General features: G+C 39.9%; 13 protein-coding genes. 9 read left to right on the plus strand and 4 right to left on the minus strand.

Features of this window, described 5'->3' with window-relative positions; genetic code table 11:
* The first annotated feature begins 76 nt into the window (after positions 1 to 76).
* The 8 genes from HWQ40_RS03385 to HWQ40_RS03420 all read left to right on the plus strand — a co-directional run bounded on the left by HWQ40_RS03385 (position 77) and on the right by HWQ40_RS03420 (position 13498).
* Complete coding sequence (locus tag HWQ40_RS03385) at positions 77 to 1561, plus strand: ShlB/FhaC/HecB family hemolysin secretion/activation protein (RefSeq protein WP_292775016.1); 1485 nt, start codon at positions 77 to 79, stop codon at positions 1559 to 1561.
* 219 nt (positions 1562 to 1780) lie between these two features.
* Positions 1781 to 4450, plus strand: coding sequence for a CHAT domain-containing protein (locus tag HWQ40_RS03390; protein WP_292774963.1), 2670 nt, complete (start codon positions 1781 to 1783; stop codon positions 4448 to 4450).
* 266 nt (positions 4451 to 4716) lie between these two features.
* Positions 4717 to 7578 (plus strand): DUF3131 domain-containing protein, encoded by a 2862-nt coding sequence (locus tag HWQ40_RS03395; RefSeq protein ID WP_366933900.1) that lies wholly within the window; start codon positions 4717 to 4719, stop codon positions 7576 to 7578.
* A 148-nt stretch (positions 7579 to 7726) separates the two neighbouring features.
* Positions 7727 to 8785, plus strand: a complete 1059-nt coding sequence (locus HWQ40_RS03400; protein ID WP_292774965.1) for a hypothetical protein — start codon at positions 7727 to 7729, stop codon at positions 8783 to 8785.
* On the plus strand, positions 8786 to 10252 hold the full coding sequence (locus HWQ40_RS03405; protein ID WP_292774966.1) for a DUF3131 domain-containing protein: 1467 nt from the start codon (positions 8786 to 8788) through the stop codon (positions 10250 to 10252).
* A gap of 61 nt (positions 10253 to 10313) precedes the next feature.
* Positions 10314 to 12296 (plus strand): glycosyltransferase, encoded by a 1983-nt coding sequence (locus tag HWQ40_RS03410; RefSeq protein ID WP_292774967.1) that lies wholly within the window; start codon positions 10314 to 10316, stop codon positions 12294 to 12296.
* 88 nt (positions 12297 to 12384) lie between these two features.
* On the plus strand, positions 12385 to 13098 hold the full coding sequence (locus HWQ40_RS03415; protein WP_292774968.1) for a PIG-L deacetylase family protein: 714 nt from the start codon (positions 12385 to 12387) through the stop codon (positions 13096 to 13098).
* 73 nt (positions 13099 to 13171) lie between these two features.
* The gene (locus HWQ40_RS03420) at positions 13172 to 13498 is read left to right on the plus strand and encodes an STAS domain-containing protein (RefSeq protein WP_292774969.1); all 327 of its coding nucleotides are present in this window, start codon (positions 13172 to 13174) and stop codon (positions 13496 to 13498) included.
* Positions 13499 to 13540: 42 nt separating this feature from the next.
* Here HWQ40_RS03420 and HWQ40_RS03425 read toward each other — a convergent pair whose 3' ends face one another.
* Entirely contained in the window at positions 13541 to 14728 is a 1188-nt protein-coding gene (locus HWQ40_RS03425) for a SpoIIE family protein phosphatase (protein ID WP_292774970.1), read from the minus strand.
* 150 nt (positions 14729 to 14878) lie between these two features.
* Here HWQ40_RS03425 and HWQ40_RS03430 point away from each other — a divergent pair, with 150 nt between their 5' ends.
* Positions 14879 to 15298: an anti-sigma regulatory factor gene (locus HWQ40_RS03430; protein WP_292774971.1), complete on the plus strand. Its 420-nt coding sequence runs from the start codon at positions 14879 to 14881 to the stop codon at positions 15296 to 15298.
* Between the two features lie 23 nt (positions 15299 to 15321).
* Here HWQ40_RS03430 and HWQ40_RS03435 read toward each other — a convergent pair whose 3' ends face one another.
* The 3 genes from HWQ40_RS03435 to HWQ40_RS03445 are packed head-to-tail and all read right to left on the minus strand — an operon-like array spanning position 15322 to position 20512.
* Positions 15322 to 17739 carry an ATP-binding protein gene (locus HWQ40_RS03435; protein WP_292774972.1) on the minus strand — a complete coding sequence of 806 codons (2418 nt, stop codon included), beginning with the start codon at positions 17737 to 17739 and terminating at the stop codon, positions 15322 to 15324.
* 17 nt (positions 17740 to 17756) lie between these two features.
* Complete coding sequence (locus HWQ40_RS03440; protein WP_292774973.1) at positions 17757 to 18281, minus strand: Rab family GTPase; 525 nt, start codon at positions 18279 to 18281, stop codon at positions 17757 to 17759.
* Between the two features lie 50 nt (positions 18282 to 18331).
* Entirely contained in the window at positions 18332 to 20512 is a 2181-nt protein-coding gene (locus HWQ40_RS03445) for an OmpA family protein (RefSeq protein ID WP_292774974.1), read from the minus strand.
* Between the last annotated feature and the right edge of the window lie 59 nt (positions 20513 to 20571).

The raw sequence follows: 20571 nt of genomic DNA on the forward strand, positions 1-20571 counted from the left end.
CTCCTCAATGTGATTCAGTATGTCACTCATATTTTCGTGTTAAAAAACTTCTCATGATGTTCTTTTATCACAAAATATACTATTTTGGAGATGTCTAGTATTCAGTCAAAAAAAGTTGACTGAGGTACTTGCTCCGTTTACAAACAAGCTGATAACATTTGCACAATTGTTAGAAGCTCGTTCCAAAATTACCGAACTTTATATTCAAGAGGGATACGTTACGTCTGGGGCTTACATTCCTGAACAAACTTTTGCTAACAACGGTGTTGTTCAAATCCAGATAATAGAAGGGAAATTAGAAGATATCCAAATAACTGGGACTAAGCGACTCAACCCAAATTATATCCGCAGCCGTATAGCTTTGGGCGCATCCACTCCTTTGAATCAAAAACATTTATTAGAGTCACTACAATTATTGCAACTCAATCCTTTAATTCAAAACCTCTCTGCTGAACTGTCAGCTGGCTCACGTACTGGTGCTAATTTACTGGCTATTAAGATAACAGAGGCTGATTCATTCAATATACAAGCAGTCCTGGATAATGGTCGTTCACCTAGTGTTGGTAGTTTCCGACGCCAACTGCAAGCAAACGAAGCTAACTTACTCGGATTCGGAGATAGTATATCGTTAACATATAGCAATACCGACGGCAGTAACACTATAGATACCAGCTACAGCTTACCTCTCAATCCCCGCAATGGTACTCTTACTTTCAGTTATGGTACTACATCAGCCGATGTCATTGAACGTCCCTTCAATAAATTAGATATTGAATCAGCTTCTCAATATTACGAACTGACATTCCGCCAGCCTTTAGTGCAAACTCCTAACCAAGAATTCGCTCTTGGGATAACCGCTTTTCGCAGAAAAAGTGATATTTCCTCCTCTTTACTAGAAGAAAATGAGGTTCCTCTTTCTGAACTTTCACCAGGGGCTGATGAACAAGGACGCACCAGAGTATCTGCGTTGCGTTTTTTTCAGGAATGGACGAGTCGCAATAGCCAAGAAGTCATTGCCGCTCGCTCTGAATTTAGTCTGGGAATTGGTGCATTCAATGCCACAATTAATGATACCGAACCTGATAGCCGCTTTTTCGCTTGGCGAGGACAGGCGCAGTGGGTACGCCTCTTAGCTCCTGATACTCTACTATTAATCCGTGGTAATGTGCAATTAGCTTCTACAGAGCTTTTAGCTTCAGAACAATTTGGTTTGGGTGGTATAAATAGTGTACGAGGATATCGTCAAGATTTACTGTTGACAGATAATGGCGCTCTTGCTTCTGTTGAGTTCCGGCTACCAATTGCCCGTGTACCACAATGGAATGGAGTTCTGCAAGTTACGACCTTTGGTGACGTTGGCACAGCTTGGAATAATTCTTCCAGTAGAGATGAAAATAATACTAACACTCTAGCTTCTGTTGGTTTGGGTTTACGTTGGTTACAGGGTAATAACTTTACTGCTGGTGTTGAGTGGGGTATCCCTTTAGTTTCTGTTGATACTCAAAGCAATACATGGCAAGAAAACGGTTTATATTTTTTTGTACAATATAATCCGTTTTAATTTCACACAAAATTGCAGAACTACAGAGAGTTGTATCAGGTTTGTATTCTCACTAATTATACCAAATCGGAATAGGTTGTATGATTTCAAATAAAGCAAAAAAATGTGTAGCCAAGACTTTGGCGAGATTCTTTTGCTTTGCTCAGAATGACAATCAAAGGCAATTTGGTATTAAAAGGATTAAATTCTATTTAAGAAAAAAGTAAGTTTTAAAATTATATGAAATTTTTCCAGCATTTTTTTCTAGCATTATTGACTACATTACTCTGTACGTTATTGCCGTATTTTTTTGATTCATCTAATTATTTAACGGTAAGGTTTGCAAAATCTAAAGTTGGATTTGATCCTGTTTTAGCAACTACACCTGTTGTCAACCCAACTCAGACTTCTAGTTTAGTACAGCAAAGTCAAGCATTTTATGAAGCAGGACAGTTTGTAGAAGGGGTACAACTTCTCAAAAAAGCAGTAGCTGAATTTCAAGCTACTAATGATGTATTGAATGAAGCTATAGCTTTAAGCAATCTTTCTTTAGCCTACCAGCAATTAGGACAATGGCAAGAGGCAAATGAAGCTATTACACAAAGTATTAAACTATTACAAACTCTCAAAGATTCAGATTCTTCACAACAGCAAGCGCAAGTTTTTGCCCAAGCTTTAGATGTTCGAGGTGGACTGGAATTAGCACAAGGGCAAACTGAAGCAGCTTTAAGTACTTGGCAAGAAGCAGCTAAAATTTATCAACTCTTAGATGATATATCTGCACTGGTTCGCGATCGCGTTAATCAAGCCCAAGCAATGCAAGCTTTGGGAAATTATCTCCAAGCAGATAAAACCTTAACCTCAGTCCAAGAAATTCTTAAAAACCAACCAGACTCTCCTATAAAAGCGACAGGATTGTATAACTTAGGGAATGTTCAGCGAAGCTTGGGTTATTTGAAGGATTCGCACAAAACTCTCAAAGACAGTTATTCTGTAGCTATACGAGTGAAAGATGCGATCGCCCAAAGTAATGCTTTACTTAGTTTAGGTAATACAGCCCGCGCTCAAATCTACGCTCAACTTAGTTTGAGTAACTCAAGCAGCGCCAAAGATTATACGCAAACAGCAATTCAATACTATCAACAGGCAGCGGAGATTGCATCTACAAAACCTACTGTACGTCTTTTGGCTCAACTCAATTTATTAAGACTATTGGTAGAGCAAAAGGAATTTAGCCCAGCAAAGGCATTATTACCCCAAATTCAGTCTCAGATAGACAGTTTGCCTTCAAGTCGCACGGCTGTTAATTACCGAATTAACTTTGCCCAAAGTCTGAGCAAAATGACACAGAACTCAGTTGGGCCAAAAGATGTTGCAAAGATGTTAGCACAAGCTGTCCAAGTAGCTAAGAGTTTAAAAGATGAACGAACTGAGTCTTATGCCCTTGGTACTCTTGGTGGTTTGTACGAACAAAGCGGACAGCTAGCCGATGCTAAAAGCCTTACACAACAAGCCTTGGTAAAAGCCGAATCTGTTGATGCTCAAGACATTGCCTATCAATGGCATTGGCAGATGGGACGGATACTGCAAAAGCAATCCAATATCCCAGCCGCAACAGCTGCTTATAATCAAGCTTATAATGCCCTCAAATCCCTTCGTAATGATTTAGTTGCGATTAATCCTGACGTACAATTTTCTTTCCGCGAAAGCGTAGAACCCGTATATCGACAGTACGTTGATTTACTGCTGCAACTTCAGGAAAATACTCTTCAAAAGCCAGATAATCTCGTTCAAGCCCGTCAGGTAATTGAATCTCTCCAGTTAGCAGAATTAGATAACTTCTTTCGTTCACCTTGCTTGTTACCAAGAGTTAACCTTGATAAATTAGTTGAAAAGCAAAAATCTACGGTTGTTATCTATCCAATTATTTTAGATAATCGACTGGAAATTATTACTAGGTTGCCAGGGCAAGATGCAATCTACCGTAAAACAACTAAAGTCCCTAAAGATGTATTAGAAAACGTTATAGAACAACTACGAAAAGATTTACCCATTGCTAGCCGGGAGCCTGATGTTAAGCAGTATTCGCAACAGTTATATGATTGGTTAATTAAACCTATAGAATCAGATTTAGGAAATGCAGATATCACATCCCTAGTGTTTGTGTTGGATGGTTCTTTGCGAAATATTCCAATGGCGATTCTTTATGATAAAAAACAGCAAAAATATCTGATAGAAAAGTATGCTGTTTCTTTGATGCCTGGACTGCAACTCCTCGATCCTAAACCTTTACAAAACGTGCGGCTAAACGCTTTAATTGCTGGGGTTGAGCAAGAACGCTTGATTGAAGGTAAATCTTTTCCCAAACTTTCAAATGTCACACAGGAATTAAAACTAGTCCAATCTGAAGTGAAATCAACTAAAGAACTCTTAAATCAAGAGTTTACTGAAGCTAATCTGCAAAAGCAAATTCAATCTACTTCCTTTTCAGTGGTGCATCTAGCTACTCACGGGCAATTTAGTTCAGACATTGAAGAAACCTATATTCTTACCTGGGGTAGCTTACTCAGGGTTAGAGAGCTAGATAATTTACTTCGAGCTAGGGGTGAAAATCGACGAGGAACAATTGAATTACTCGTCCTTAGTGCCTGTAAAACTGCCACAGGAGACAAACGAGCCGCTTTGGGGTTAGCTGGAGTAGCAGTACGGGCGGGCGCACGCAGTACCCTAGCAACTTTGTGGACAGTAGATGATAAATTTACTAGCGACTTTATGGGTGAATTATATCGACAATTGGATGCTGGAGTAACTAAGTCTCAAGCATTACAACGCGCTCAACTTGCGATTTTAGCTAGAGAAAATCGTCCATATTTTTGGGCACCTTACGTTCTTATAGGCAATTGGTTGTAATTATTTTTATGAAACCTTTAGCTGTAGCTATTAAACTAGTAAATTATTTACTCAATTCGTTATAAATATATAGAAACTTTCTCCATAACATCTCTTTTTGGGCAAGATATAAACTTTTTCCGTATACAGACCCCGTTTAAGGAAACAATATACAAAATTTCCGTGTAATTCACCCTGATATTTAGAACTTTTGCGAATATCATTCACTAGCGCTACTCGACTCTATCGATAGCTGTACAGACACGCTCCTAACTCCTTCTTTGCTTATGCTATACAAGCACGATCAACAAAAGCTGTTGAGATGGATTGCATTGTTCCTAATTGGAACATTTCTACAATTTTTGTTTTACATCCCGACACCAGTCTTATCCCAAAATTCCAATAGCTGTAGCAATATTACAACCCCGCTCACATCTGAAGAACAAACTTATGCTCGTGCGGCTTGGCAGTATTTTGTCAAAAATTATCAGCCAGCAACGGGATTTACCAATTCTACTGGGGGTTATCCTTCAGGTACACTCTGGGATATGGGTAACTACCTCATGGCATTGAATGCTGCACGATGGTTGAATCTTACAGATCAAGCAGATTTTGATTCCCGCCTCAATAAGTTTTTGACAACTCTCAATAGCCTGAAATTATTTGAAGATGCTTTGCCCAATAAAGTCTATAACGCAGCCACCGCAAAGATGGTTGATTATGGCAACAATCCGCTGGAGCAGGGTATTGGTTGGTCTGCTTTGGATGTTGGGCGAATACTGGCTGCGTTTGATGTCATCCGTACCTGTCATCCTCAATATAATAATTGGCTCAAAGGAATTGTAGCGAAGTGGCAGGTTGCGCGATCGCTCAAAGATGGACAACTTTTTGGCGCTACTGTTCTCCCTGACAAGAAAACGTTACTAGTACAAGAGGGACGACTCGGCTACGAAGAATACGGCGCTAGGGGTTATCAACTTTGGGGTTTCTCAGCACCCAAGGCTATTGCTTTAGAACCGTTTAAGTTAGTTGAAATTAATGGTGTGCAAATTCCTGTTGATAACCGTGATTTTCAAAGCACCAACGCTAATAATTACGTTGTGAGTGAGTCTTATATCCTTGATGGGATTGAATTTGGCTTGCAAGGTGAATTAGCTGATTTTGCTGCTAGGGTTTTAGATGTGCAAAAACGGCGTTTTGATACCACAGGTCAGTTAACTGCGGTAACAGAAGATAATATCGACCAAGCACCTTATTTTCTCTACAACACCATCTATGCCAACGGTGCAAACTGGGCAACTATTACTGATGCTAATCAGCCTTACCCACAGTTTCGCAGCATCAGCACAAAAGCTGCTTTTGGTTGGCGCTATCTGTTTCCAGATAATGTTTATGCCCAAAAGGTTTTTGATGCAGTCAAGGATCTCCGCAGTCCTGATGATAGCGGTTACTATGCTGGGATCTATGAAGAATCAAAACAACCCAACAAAGCTTTGACAGGTAATACTAATGGGTTAATTTTGGAGATTTTATACTACAAAGCTAGGGGAAATCACCCTTTAATTGCTTCCACTTCTGTGAGTTTGTCTACTAGCAAGCCTAGTGAAAATGCCTCTCCAGCAACACCCTCAAATCAACCGAATTCTACTGGCAATCCCAGTGAAAATGCTTCTCCAGCAACACCTGCAAATCAACCGAATTCTACTGTTACAACTCCGATCGCAACCCCTGCGGATACTTCTAAACCTACAGAAGTAGCTGTTGCACCTATTCCACCAGTTGATAGTCCCCAGCCATCATCTAACCTGAAACTAGATCGACCACTGACGCCTGTTGAACGGCGCTATGCAGAGGCGGCTTGGCGATACTTTCAAGCGAATTATCACTCCAAAAGTGGGCTGATAGACGATCGCAGTGATTTCAAAGGTGCAACCCTCTGGGGATTGGGAGATTATCTCGCAGCACTCCATGCGGCGCGATCGCTCGATACAATTACCCCCAAAGAATTTGACCAGCGCACCCGCCATCTATTAGCAGCCTTGACAAAATTACCATTATTTGCTGGGGAATTGCCGAGTCGGGGTTATGATACCAGAACTCTCCAACCAGTCGATTATGGTGGAAATCCAGTTCCCGAAGGAAACGGTTGGTCAGCTTTAGATTTGGGTAGAATGCTGGCAGCGCTTTACAACTTAAAAAGCTGTCATCCAGAATACACGACTGCCGTAGATAAAATTGTGCTGGATTGGTCATACTTGCGTGTGGTACGCGAAGGTATTCTCTCTAGTGCCACCGTTACCAAAGAACAAGATGGGCGATCGCTTACCCGTGTTAATCCTGAAACTCGCTTAGGTTATGAGGAATATGCAGCTCGTGCTTTTCAATTATGGGGGTTTAATCTCGATCGTTCTGCTGTTGGGGGTGAATATCAAACTGCCTCAGTGGAGGGATTGAAAGTCCCAATTCAACGCCATCGCACAGATACTAATTCCAAAAACCAATACACAGTTAGCAATCCTTTTGTACTCTATGGATTGGAGTTTGGATTAGATCCAAAAATGCGATCGCTCTTTGAGCCAATTTTCGAGGCGCAAGCTGAACGTTACCGTCGGACCGGCATCTTCACAGCCTCAGCCACCACCTTGATTGATCGTAAACCTTACACTGTCCACAGTACAATTACTGGGCAGGGTGATCCTTGGGTGGCTTTAGGAGATAATGGTCAACCTGTACCAAAAGGGCGAGTGGTAAGTACAGCAGTCGCTTTTGCGTATCATGCCTTGCTTCCAGAAAACAAGTACAGTCAACAGTTACTGCAAGGAACGACTGACTTATACAATCCATTAGTTGGATTTTATGAGGGCTTTTATGAAACCACGGGTAAAACGGCAGTTGGTTTCACCAGCAGCACCAACAGTATAATTTTGCAATCCTTGCTGTACAAGGTAATGAATCGACAACCTCTAATTCGTCCGACTTCCACCATGAAATCTCCTTGGTGGCAAGAAGTTACTAAGGGAAATTCTGGGCGAGGTCTACCCAAAACTGCAATACAACGAATTAAGTTAATTTCTGATAGTTCTGGAAGTTACTGGGTTTCAGGTGGCGAAAAGACTCCGTTAGTAACTGGCACAAAAGTTACAGAATAAGTTGGAATGCAACTCACTCTAATTACAAAGCTGTGTTTGTTAATAATCAGTCGTATTTGGGAATACTTGTATATGAGTTAATGCAGTCCGTAGCTTGCACGAGCAACAGACATCTCGATTCAAAATCCCTGGTTATTCCTTCAAATCTATGAACAAGGTACGACTGGCGCTAATGATGCTAATTTTACTAGGAAGCATCTTTGCGAGTAAAAATCTAATGGCGGTTGCTGATGCCTCAAGGCAACTCGAAAACCGGAAATTAAACCAAATTCGCAACCAAACAGCTTCCAATACTCCTGTACTACTGGGACTGTACACTCCAGATTACATGGGAAATCAAAGTACAATTGACAGCCAATTGCGTCAAGTCGATCAATGGACTGGTAAGCGCCATTCTATTGCTGGATTTTTCTTTGATATCGAAGATTTGAATCCTGCCTACAACATCCCAGTTTCCCTAGAACAACTGAAACACAACGGATACACAGCCTTTATTAATCTCAAATCCACTCGTTCAGCAGCGCAGATTGCTAGAGGAGACGTAGATAGTTCTCTGCAAAAAGTGGCAAAAGCATACTCTGACTGGGCAAAACGAGGCGAGGGACGTATTGCGTTTATCGCTCCGTTGCAAGAGATGAACATTCCTGGAGAAGCATACAGCAAAAACCCGCAGAACTTCAAGTTAGCTTATCAACGTATCCAAAAGATATTTAAAGAGGCTGGTGTATCTTCACAAGCAATCCGTTGGGTATTTGCACCGAATGGTTGGAGTGAAAACAATGAACATCGCTTTGAAAACTACTATCCTGGGGACAAATCGGTAGATGTCGTTGCCTTTAGTTCGTACAACTGGGGGTATTGTAGTAATTCTTCTTGGAAACACTGGAGTAGCCCAAAAGAAGTTTTTGAACCATATATCAAGCGGATGAAGGTTATGGCTGGCAGTAAGCCGATTTTCATCGCTCAAACAGCTAGTACGAGTAATACGCAAAATGGTTTGCCCAACACTGCCAAAGACCAATGGTTAAAAGACTCTTACACGCAGCTATCTGGGATGGGTGTAAGAGCCATTCTTTATTTCAATATTAATAAGGAATGTGATTGGGCAATTAATAGTAATAGCGGCAAATCTGCTGGTTATAAAGACGCAGTAAATAATTCGGCTTTTGGCTATTTATCGCCTGCTGAGTTGGCAAAGAAGATATAAATGACAACAAGCGGCATCAAAAGCATGATTTTGCAATCAGTATTGTACGCAACGACAAATCAACAACCCCTGCTTTGTCCGAGTACGGGGACGTGGCAATGCTCTCCTACCCCATCTACGCTCATTGCTGCCCCTGACAACTTTAACCCTGATATCCAAACACCACCCTCACAAACCGTTCCAGAACAGACTGCTCCCACAGTCACGCCACTACCGCTAAAACCAAAACTGACACCACCAAAACCAACAGCTAGTCCAGAAAAACCTGCGACTCCAACGCCCACAACTTCTTTGCCTGGATTGACCCAAGAAGCAGATCAAATTGCCGCCGGGCGGGCTTGGAAGTATTTTGAGCGTAACTGGAATCCTCAAACAGGTTTAGTAAATTCGGTAGACAACTTGCCGTGGACAACTTGGTGGGATCAGGGTAGCGCTTTATTAGGAATTCATGCGGCTCGCCAGTTAGGTTTATTGCCGAAAGAAATGTTTCAACAGCGAATGAACACATTGCTACAGACGCTGGAAAAACTGCCACTACCTGCAACTGGGTTACCCAATAAAGCTTATAGCACCCATACTGCCGAAATGCGCCAACTCAATGACACACCCGATCCCAAAGGTACAAGTGGTTGGTCAGCTTTGGATATGGCACGATTTTTGATCGGATTGCATGTTATGCGATCGCATTACCCAGAATATAGCGATCGCATTAATCACATCGTCGCTCGTTGGCATACATCAAAACTAGTCAAGGATGGTTGGTTAAATGGAGCTATTCCTAAAGCAGGCAAACTTCTCGAAGTGCAGGAAGGGCGATTAGGCTACGAGCAATATGCTGCCCACAGTTTAAAGTTGTGGAATATTCAAGCTACTAATGCTCTCACTAATCCACCAGTCAAAGCAGTTCAAGTTGATGGTATTACTCTGCAAATTGATGAGCGTAATTTCAAAAACTCTGGAGCTAGCAACTACCTGACGAACGATCCTTATTTGCTTTGGGGTTTGGAAATTGGTTGGGATAATGCTGTTAAGCCGCAAGTGCAAAATCTTTTTAAAGTGCAATTACAAAGATTTAAGCGCACTGGAATTTTAACTGCTGTAAATGAAGATTCCTTGGATCGTCCTCCTTACTTTCTCTATTACAGCGTCTACTCCAATGATCAAGCTTGGCAAGCCGTTAACACTAGAGGAAAAGCCTATCCCCAATTGCGGTTTGTTAGTACGAAAGCAGCATTTTCTTGGTTTGCGCTCATGCCAGATGAGCCTTATGCAAAAAGGCTGCGAGACTTTGCTCAAAATTTATCCGATAAAAATCACGGTTATTTTTCAGGACGATATGAAACTTCCAAACTAGGTATTAATGCATCTGTTGACGTGAATACGAATGCGATCGTTTTAGAAAGTCTGCTTTACCAAGCTAGAGGCAGACATCCGCTCGTGCTTGACCCTTCGGAAATTAAAAATTAAAGCAATTGAGTTTTTAATTTTTCATCTTCAATTTTTAATTGTTTTAATTACTGGTACTAAGATGACTTCAGTTTCTATTAGTGATAATTCCTCAAAATTTTCCGGCAACAGCCGTTCATTACTCAAAAAAAGAACGCTGTTATTTCGCTACCTGGCAGAAATCAATTTAATTTTTGGTATCTGGTATTTGCAATGGCGCGTCACCCATTCCATCAATTTTGATGCCCTCTGGATTTCGATTCCTTTGTTGATAGCAGAGATTTACAGCTATTTCGGTGGCGTAATGTTTGTAATTGGGTTGTGGCGACCTTTAGTCAGACAAATTAAGTCTCTCGACCAGATGACCCCACCCATACCCAAAGCCGACTGGCCAACAGTGGATGTATTTGTAACCTGCTACAACGAGCCGAAAGAAATTGTCGAAGAAACTGCCAAAGCCGCCCTAGCAATGGATTATCCGCCAACAAAGTTACGCGTTTATGTGCTGGATGACGGGAACTCGGCTGATATGCGAGCGATGACAGAAAGATTGTGTATTGAAGATTTGCAGTCACCACAATTACAGCTAGAAGCGGAACGGATTGATGCAGAACATTCTGGTTTGTTGGAGCGCTTGAAGCAACTAGAAAATCTGATACCTAATACTCAAGCTGCCGAACAATGGCTGCAAACATCATCAGAATCAGTGGTGAACCAGCCTGCGGCTGGATTTGTGCAAAGTTTGCGATCGCTGATTCTTTGGCTACCTCCGACTCATCAAAGTATTCGCGATCGTCTAATTACAGAACGCAAAGCTTTAGAAGAAGCTATTCGTAAGAAAGAACTAGAACTAGTTGAACTTGCTCGTTTTCGCTACATTGCTCGTCCTAAGACGCCTGGTGTGGCACATCATGCCAAAGCAGGCAACATTAATTATGCAATTTTTTCTGGAGAAACGTCAGGGAATTTTATTGTTACTCTAGATGCTGACCACATTCCCAAGCGAAATTTTCTCAAGCGAGTTCTGCCTTATTTCTACACCTATAATCTTTCAACAGGAAAATATGACCAGAATCAAATTGCTTTTGTACAGACCCGCCAGGATTTTTACAATATTCCTCCAGGCGATCCTTTTGGACATCGAGCAAATTTATTTTATGGGCCGCTTCAACAAGGTAAAGATGGCATGAATGCTGCGTTTTATACGGGCACAAATGCAATCCTCAGACGTGAAGCATTAGTGAGTGTCGGACTGCAAAATTTTGCTGATGAATTTGCCAAAGATGAAAAACGTTTAGATGAATTTGATTTAGTTGGTGGGGTATCCAGTAATAGTATTACGGAAGATATGAATACAGCAATGCGTCTGCATAGTGCTGGCTGGAAATCTATTTATCACAATGAACTTTTGGCAGAAGGTTTAGCCCCAGACGATCTAAGTTCTACTCTTAAACAGCGGCTACGCTGGGCACAAGGAACTATCCAAGTGCTAGTGAGGGAAAATCCACTGACAAAATCAGGGCTAACCTTTTGGCAAAGGTTGCAATATTTCAAGACGATGTATAGTTATTTCTCTGGTTTTGCAACTCTGGTTTTTATTTCTTGTCCAATTATCTATTTTTTTACGGACATTGTTCCAGTTAGAAGCTACGGCCCTGACTTTGCCATACACTTTTTTCCAGCTTTTATTATTAACCGTCTGACTTTTCTGGCAGCCACCTGGGGCATTCCAGCTAGAGAAGTATGGCGTTCTGAACAATATGCGATCGCTTTATTCCCCTTATTAATCCAAGCTGTATGGAGTGTGTTCACAGGACAAAAACTCAATTTCCAAGTCACACCTAAGCAGCGGCAATCCGGGATTTATCTCCGGCTTGTTTGGCCGCAGTTGGTTATTTTTATCCTTACCATCTTGGGGATGTTATGGAGCCTTTACCAATTCGCAATTGGCCATTTAAATAATCCTGAGGTTCACCTGCTCAATGGTGGATGGGCTATCTATAATTTATTACTTTTGTGGGCGATCGTCCGCGCATCTGTTTGGCAGCCTCCAAAAGAGGTTTAAAAGGTAAGTAAAGAAAGCTGGAAAAGGGCAGGTGAATAAATAACTCATGACTGCTAACTTGCAAATCTAATTTAGAAAGAAAACAGCTATGAACACTCATTCAGACTCAAAAAACTTTGGTCAGCGAAATGTCTTAACAATCTATGCTCATGCTGATGATGAAGTTTTACCTGCTGCTGGTACTCTCAGTCTGATGTCCAAAGCAGGATGGAATGTTCGTTGCTTAATTTTGACTGATGGCGGTTTTTCTAGTTCGCCTATTAAGGGTACACGTCATCAAGAAGCAGATGCAGCTGGTAAAATCATCGGTGCAACTTATGAGTTTCATGCACTTGAGGAGTGCAATTTCTCCACACAAGCAGTGATTAAAGTTACTGAAGAAGCTCTTGGGCGTTGGCAACCGGATCTGATTATTACTCACGCACCACAACCTGAAAAATATGGGCATAGAGATCATGAAGTGTGTGCGATCGCAGTTTCTAATGTTGCTACCCGCAAAAACATCCCCTTGTGGTATTCAGCACCACCTGTTTTTTTGCGGGGTTTTGAACCCAACTTTTTTGTGGATATCACCTCTGTAATTGAGGAAAAAGTTGCAGCGATCGGTTGTTATGAATCAGAATTAAATAAAGCATTTATGCAACTTGATGCCATACTTGTTCTGTCTCGCTTTTGGGCGCGTGAGTTAGGTCAAAAAGACGGCTATTTTGAAGCTTTTGAAATTTCTCGGCAATGGGTTGATGCTAGCTTTTTTACGGCAATTGCAAATAATAGCAATCAGCAAGTAGTAAAACAAAGCTAATTGCAGACTTTATCTATTGCAGTTTTCATTAATTCAATGCCAAAATATAACTACATAACAGGAAAATAAAATCATGAGTTTGAATGTAAAAGTACTAGAAATATCTGGAATTCTAGATGGTATTAGAGGTAATGAACTACGTCGTGAAGTTAGCGGTCTGCTGGCAAATGGAGCCGATATTTTGTTGATTGACATGAAAGAAGTAAGGTTTATTGATAGCTCTGGTTTAGGTGCTTTAGTATCAGCAATGCAAATGGTTCGAACTGCTAACGCTAAACTGTTTGTCTGTTCAATAAGCGATCAAGTCAGGATGTTGTTTGAACTAACTAAAATGGATAGAATTTTTCAAACCTTTGCTGACAAAGATGAATTTTACCGCCAAATATTGGCAACACAATAAGCTATTATGCAATCCACATTTAAGTATGCATAGCTGACTATTCTAACCAAAGTTAACTTTTACTAAAGATAAGTCATCATCAAGATTATCTTGAGTATTTAAGGTGAGAATCTTCGCTAAGAGTTGATTGAGGTTACAGGTATTCTGACTATATTTGGTTAGTAAGTCAATGAATGCATCGATCCCCCAAATTTTACCATCTGACTGGTTAATTTCATAAGCACCATCACTAAAGATGTATAGAGTGCTGTTTTCTTCGACCTCGAAAACAGCATCTTCAAATTGAACTTCAGGTAAAAAGCCAATTGGTAAATCTAAAGAAGTTAGCTGTTTAACTTCGATGTTATTAGTGGAGGTATTAGATAACAGTAAAGCTGGTGGATGTCCGGCGTTGGCATAAATGAGTTGACGTTTAAGGCGGTGATAAACTCCATACCAAATTGTAAAGTATTTATCACCGTGCTTACTCATTTGGAAGGCATGATTGAGTGCTCTCAGGACTTCACTTGGTTGACAAAAGTTAGTGTTTGGTAGAGATTGCGATCGCAAAACATTCAACACCGATACCGATAGGAGAGCTGAACCCACTCCATGACCTGATACATCTAACAAATAAATTGCCAAATGATCCTCGTCAATCCAATGATGGTCGAAGCAATCGCCTCCTAGCTGTGCTGAAGGAATAAACAGATTTTCTGTAGTTACTGCTCCTACAAGCGGTGAGGGTAAAAGCGATCGCACATAATCAGCGGCCTCAGCTAATTCTGCTTCCAAAATTTGCTTTTGAGTTTGCAAATCCTGATTTAGTGTCTCCAAAGCTTGCTTTTGACTTTGTAAATCCTGATTTAGCTGGTGTAACCTTAGTCCCGCTCTTACCCGTGCTTTCAATTCATTCATCTCTATCGGTTTGGAGATAAACTCATCCGCTCCAGCATCAAGTCCTCTAACTCTATCTTCCTCCTCTCCTCGAGCTGCTCCCCTAGCCGTCAATAGAATAAAAAAAGTAGTTGCTAACTCTGGATCTGTTCTAATTCGACGACATACTTCTAGCCCATCTACTTGTGACATCATCCAGTCACAGATAATCAGAGCCGGATGTAGCAGTTGTGCTTGTCTAATTCCTTCTTCACCATTGCTAGCTACAGTAGTCTCATAACCCTGCCTTTGGAGTGTGCTTTTCAGTACTGCTCGCACTGTCGGGTCATCATCAATAACCAGAATTTTAAACATAAATTACAGTTTACTAAGTAAAATGATTGGTAAATAGTTGCTTTAATTTAAGTTATATGCAATTTAGTTTTTAATGTATAGTAAAAATACTCAAATTAAATAAACTAATTAACGAATATGATGATTTCACAATATTTTCTTAGTTAAGAAGTGAATAATAAAATTTATCTCAAAGTCAACACAGACCTGACAGCTTCACCTCAAGTTTTGTCTTGGTTCGAGCAGATGAATCAACCACCTATTCCCGATCAACAAATTTGGTGGCAATGTCAAACGCTGATGATAGAAGGCTTTACTAACATTGTTGAACATGCTCACAAAAATTTACCTATTGAAACTCCGATTGAGATGGAAGCTGTGCGGTTAGATGAATATATAGAAATTCGCATCTGGTCTCAAGGTGAACCATTTAACTTAGAACAGCAATTGCGCCAAACCTCTGAATTTGAGGATAACGATCAAGAGCGCGGGCGGGGTTTAAAAATTATGTCGGCCATTGCCGACAAATTGAGTTATGAGCCGACATTAGATAATCGTTACTGCTTATTTATTAGTAAATATTACAAATGATTGGAGTAGAAAGATAATGACTACTAACTCATAATTAAAAACTCTTGGATGCGTTTAATAAACTCTTCTAACTCTAAGATTAAGTGAGTGGTACCTTGACGCTCTTGGTTTATCGCTAATTGTTCTAGTTTTTCTGCTGCTAGATGCATGGTTGTAACTCCCATATTGGCACTAGAACCTTTAATTTGATGGCCTTGGAGCGCTATTTGCTCAAAGTCGTGAGCTGTGATCGCTATTTTAATGACCTCTAGACGAGGTTGAATATCTTCAACAAATATTTGCAGTAGTTCCAATTCAAATTCTGGGTTATTTTCTGAAAGTTGATGCAAGCGTTCCCAATCAATTGGGAGGTCAACTGAATCTATATCTGTTGTAGAAACTTTCTGCTCTATAGCAGCTGTTTCTTTTGCCTTGAATATCACACTTCCCCAATGCTCTAACGTTGCTGCCAAATTTTCTTTCATTACTGGCTTGCTCAAATAGTCGTCCATTCCAGCATCTAGACACATTTGTTTGTCTTGTTTCATTGCATTAGCTGTCATCGCAATTACCACAGGACGACGACCACTAGCAAAGCTGCTTTCTTGCCAACGATGAATTTGTTTTGTGGTTTCCAAACCGTCGAGAATCGGCATTTGGCAATCCATCAGAATTAAATCATAGGGAATTTTTTCTAATAGCTGCAACGCTTCTTTCCCATTATTAGCGACATCAGCACTGTAGCCCAGGCTTTTGAGTTGCTTCAAGGCTATTTTCTGATTCACCAGATTATCTTCAGTTAAAAGAATTCTTAATTTATGTAGGTCAGGAGACGTGGAAGAAGACGCGGGGACGCTTAATAACTCCTGACTTCTGAACGCCAGTTGCTCCACTTGGGGAGACTCGATCGCTTTTGGTATCTCCTGTTGGGAGAAGACCACACTGGCTCCTTCTGACTCTTCTGGAATAACAGAAGCGGCAATCGTAAAGTAAAATGTGCTACCTGCATTAAGTTCACTTTCAACCCAAATTCTGCCACCCATTAACTCGCACAGTTGCTTGCAGATGGCAAGACCTAAGCCAGTACCGCCATACTGTCGAGTAATGGAGGAGTTAACTTGACTGAAAGCTTTAAATAAACGCTCCAGGCGATCGCGTGGAATTCCGATACCTGTATCTTTAATACTAAACTGAATTTCGTCAGTATTTGCAGCAGAAGAATGATTAATATCGCTATTATTGTGAGTTATAACTGAAACTTCTATGCTTCCAGTTTCGGTAAATTTAATCGCATTACTGATTAAATTAATCAAGACTTGGCGCAGTCTGGTGATATCTCCCACAATCGTAGTAGGAAGTTGAGGACTATCTAAAAATATGAGTTTTAAACCTTTTTCTCTAGCTGTAGGTGCAAGCATATAAAAAGCCTCATTAATGCAATTTCGCAAAGCAAAAGGCTCCTCTTCGAGTTCTAAGTTGCCCGATTGTATTTTGGAGAAGTCAAGGAAATCGTTAATAATTTTGAGTAAAGAATTTCCACTGGTATAAATGGTTTCAACAAAGTCTTCCTGTTCAGCAGTCAATTCAGTATATTGGAGCAAACTGGCCATACCAATTACCGATGCGATCGGAGTCCGAACTTCATGGCTAATCATCGCTAAGAATTCCTGTTTAGCAAGTTCTGCCTGCTTTCGTTCAGTCATGTCTCGCAAAATGTAAACATAACCTTGAAAATGTTCAATTTCTGTCTTTACAATTGAGGATGAAAAAGCTACGGGAATTGTTTTACCACTTTTGGTATAACAAACGGTTTCTACTTCTTTTACTAAAAAATTTATGTCTTGACTGTGGGATATATCAATATCATCAATTGTCAATGGATACTTATTGACTTCTCTAATCACTTTTGCGATCGGTTGACCGATAAGCTCTATTTCGTTATATTGCAATAAAATTTGTGCGGCATAATTCATTTTTTTTATCTCGCCTGATAGTGTTGTCACTAACAAGGCATCCGCCATTGATGTCACAATTTGGTCAATATATTGTTTAGAAGCCTTTAAGTTACGTAATAAAAGATTTGCTTCATTTGCACCTTGAAATAAAGATTGCTCAAGCACCATCCGTTCTGTGGCATCTTCGACAACAATGGTTAGTCGATTGCTAAAATGGTGTTCTTGGAAATTATTAGTAATACGAATATCAATATATAAAGGAGAAGCCGTATCTGGCGATCGCCTAATTCCTTTTAATTCAAAATTATCTTGTTCTCCCTGGAGAATTGCATCAAAAATATCTTCCAGTCCCTCTAATTCTGGAAACACAATCCGAACATCCTGACCGAGCTTCACTTCATGAGGAATATCGGCAAAATGATTTAATCCCAAAGACATTTCTAGAATCTTGAAGTTTTCATCAATTATCAAATATTCAATACCACATACAGATAATAAATTTGTCAAAAATGAATTCATCTTAATTAAATTAAACGAGTGGCTAAAGCTTGAAAGATTTTGTCAACATTATTGCCAGTTTTAGCTGAAGTTACATAAGTATCTAATATATTAGGTTGATTGGTGAATTGATACATTTGACAGATTTTTTCTAAATATTCGGCTGCAATCATATCTGATTTGTTCAGTGCAACAACAATATAGCTGTTAGGATTAACAGCTAAAAAAGTTTGAATATGCTCATGGATATGATGGAGCGTTTCTGGTTGTGTCACATCACCGACTATCACAGCACCTTTAGAACCTTGAAAATAATTTTTAGCAACTGCCTTAAACTTATTACTGCCTTCAATATCCCAAATTATTAACTGTAAGTTTTGTTCCAAGAGTAGGTCTTTTTCGGAAACACAAACCAATTTACGAGAGATTTTTACTCCTACGGTTGAAAGGTATTCATCACTAAACTGACACTCTACAAATTGGCGAATCAGACTAGTTTTACCAACACCAAAATCACCAAATAAGCATATTTTTTTAGAGATTGTAGACATAGTTGAAGAAAAATAGAGAATATTTTATCAAAATCATAGCTACTATAAACTTAAAATTGCTTGTTTATCGATTCTAGAGCAACACAGCGGCTTAACCACAAGGGTTGAGTTTCATCAATTCCTGGTGGTAAATTTGTCCTACCAATGACCTGTAGGCGAGATGGCTCGATACCTAATTTAATCAGTGCTTGTTGTACAGCCTTTGCTCGCGCCAGCGCCAATTTTTGAGATTTGTTCGTGCTAGTACGGTCACTATAACTAATGATTTTTAAATGCTTATTTGGGTGCTGATTAAGGAAAAACTTAACCTGTTGAATTTTATGCGCTGTATCTGCTTTCATTAAACTCGCTGAGTCGGGTTGAAAGTAAAATCGAACTTCAATCTGTGGGCGTTCTACTCGCACCGCACTAGACACAGATTTTACGCCTGGAATTTGTTCAAATGCATTAGCAATAATTTGAGCATCTGCAATTCGGTTGACAGTTCCTTCAACAGCTACTTTACCAGCGATGTATTGAGCGGAAATTGCTATATCGTCAGTCTGATTTAAAACTGCTGTGACTCGTTTGACTTCAGCAGCAGCTAATACGGGGTCTGCTGGTACTTCTACTAATAAAATTTGATTGTCAATTAACCAATTAGGAGAGGTAATTTTGACAGTTTGCTCGGCTTTCTGGCGAAGAAGTTGATTAGGTAATCGTCCTGTTAATTTTAATTTGTTGTGTTCTACTTTTACAGTGAGCCGATATACTGCTAGTTCTGGAACAGAAGTTAGAGCTAACAAAGTTTGATTTTCTATAGAATGTATAACTCCACTACGGTATTGCCAAATACCCCAAGGAATGAAAAGGGTGCTGATAACTGTTAAACCTAATATCAGTAACGGTGATATTTTTGTTTTATTTTTATCCTGAATATCTGTATCTTTCAGGTTTTCTAGAATTGTATGACCTTCAAGGGGAATTAAATCTGGATCGCCGTCAAATTTTTCAATTAAATCACCATACTTTTTAACGATTGTGCTGAAAGCTTGCCGCATTTTCCCAATAAAGTTTTTGCTCGGCTCTCCGCGCACAACAATCGCTAAATAACAGTATCCTGCAACTTCTAAAATTATTTTGGATGTCCCGTATTCAATTGCATCTAATTCTGTTATGCTTCCAGATTGATTGATGCAATCATTAGCAAAGCTACGAATTGCTGTCAGCATTCCTGCTACCATTTCAGCCTCTAGCTGTTCTACATCAGAGTGCTGAATATCTGAGATAACTAAACCAGATGCTTTATGAATTAAGAAAATGGCTTGAATGGTAAATGGTAGAGCTTCTTTAAGAATTAATTCTGCTTCTGAAACTCCCTGTAGCTTGGCACGAATTTTACGTTTGATACCTTCAACGCTGAGGGTTTCTTCAACTTGTCGGTTAATGGCACGGATTGTCTCTGCCATATATTTGGCTATGGTACTACCAATAATTGGGTAGAGTGCATCCACCACAATATTCTGCTCAATTTCAATTTGCTTTTTTATGGCTCGTCCCATTGCCGGAGCGATCGCATCTGAAACTTCTTCTGGAGCTATAATAATCTGTTGAGAAATAGCTAGAGGAATTACAGGTGCGATCGCTCTACTCATGCTAACTTTATCCTGTTCAGTGCGACTGCGGATAGTCTCATCGATAATAGGAGCAATTATCTCGACAATTTCCTCTCTCGATTCTGTAATCTTCAGCCTCAAAAGCTCAGAAATCCACGGTAGTAGTAGATTTATTAGCTCTTTAGGGTCATAAATTTGATGCTCTATTTTTGTTAATTTTTGTTCCAACTTATCTGTAATATTGTTTATTTCTGCTAGCTCATATCCGACCAATATCTCCCGTAATTTTTGCAATGCATCCTCTGAGTTATCTAATTTTTCCTCAAATTCTGTAAATATTTCAATAGATTCTTCTAATTCTTCTTGAGTAGTTTGTGAGTAATTAGATATATCTTGAGGAAAATTAAAATTCGATTCTAAATAAGCTTCACATACTTCTAATGTCACTGGAGGAAGTTGCAGTAATTCAATTTCTTCTGGAATATACTCATTACTATTATCAGTTTCTGATGGTAATAAAGGAGATTGCTCAGGGGATTCGATAATTTTGAGTTCGACAAGCAAATGCAGCAAATTGTCAAGCTGCACAACTGTTTCTGACTTCAACTCAACAGATTGAGAAACCGAATTTTCCACCTGAGTTATCCTTTTTAGAGTGCTGTTAGAGGTAGCGGGGTGTTTCGCCCGTGCTGTTA

The sequence above is a fragment of the Nostoc sp. NMS9 genome (assembly GCF_017114995.1).
In the GTDB taxonomy this organism is placed as follows: Bacteria; Cyanobacteriota; Cyanobacteriia; order Cyanobacteriales; family Nostocaceae; genus Nostoc.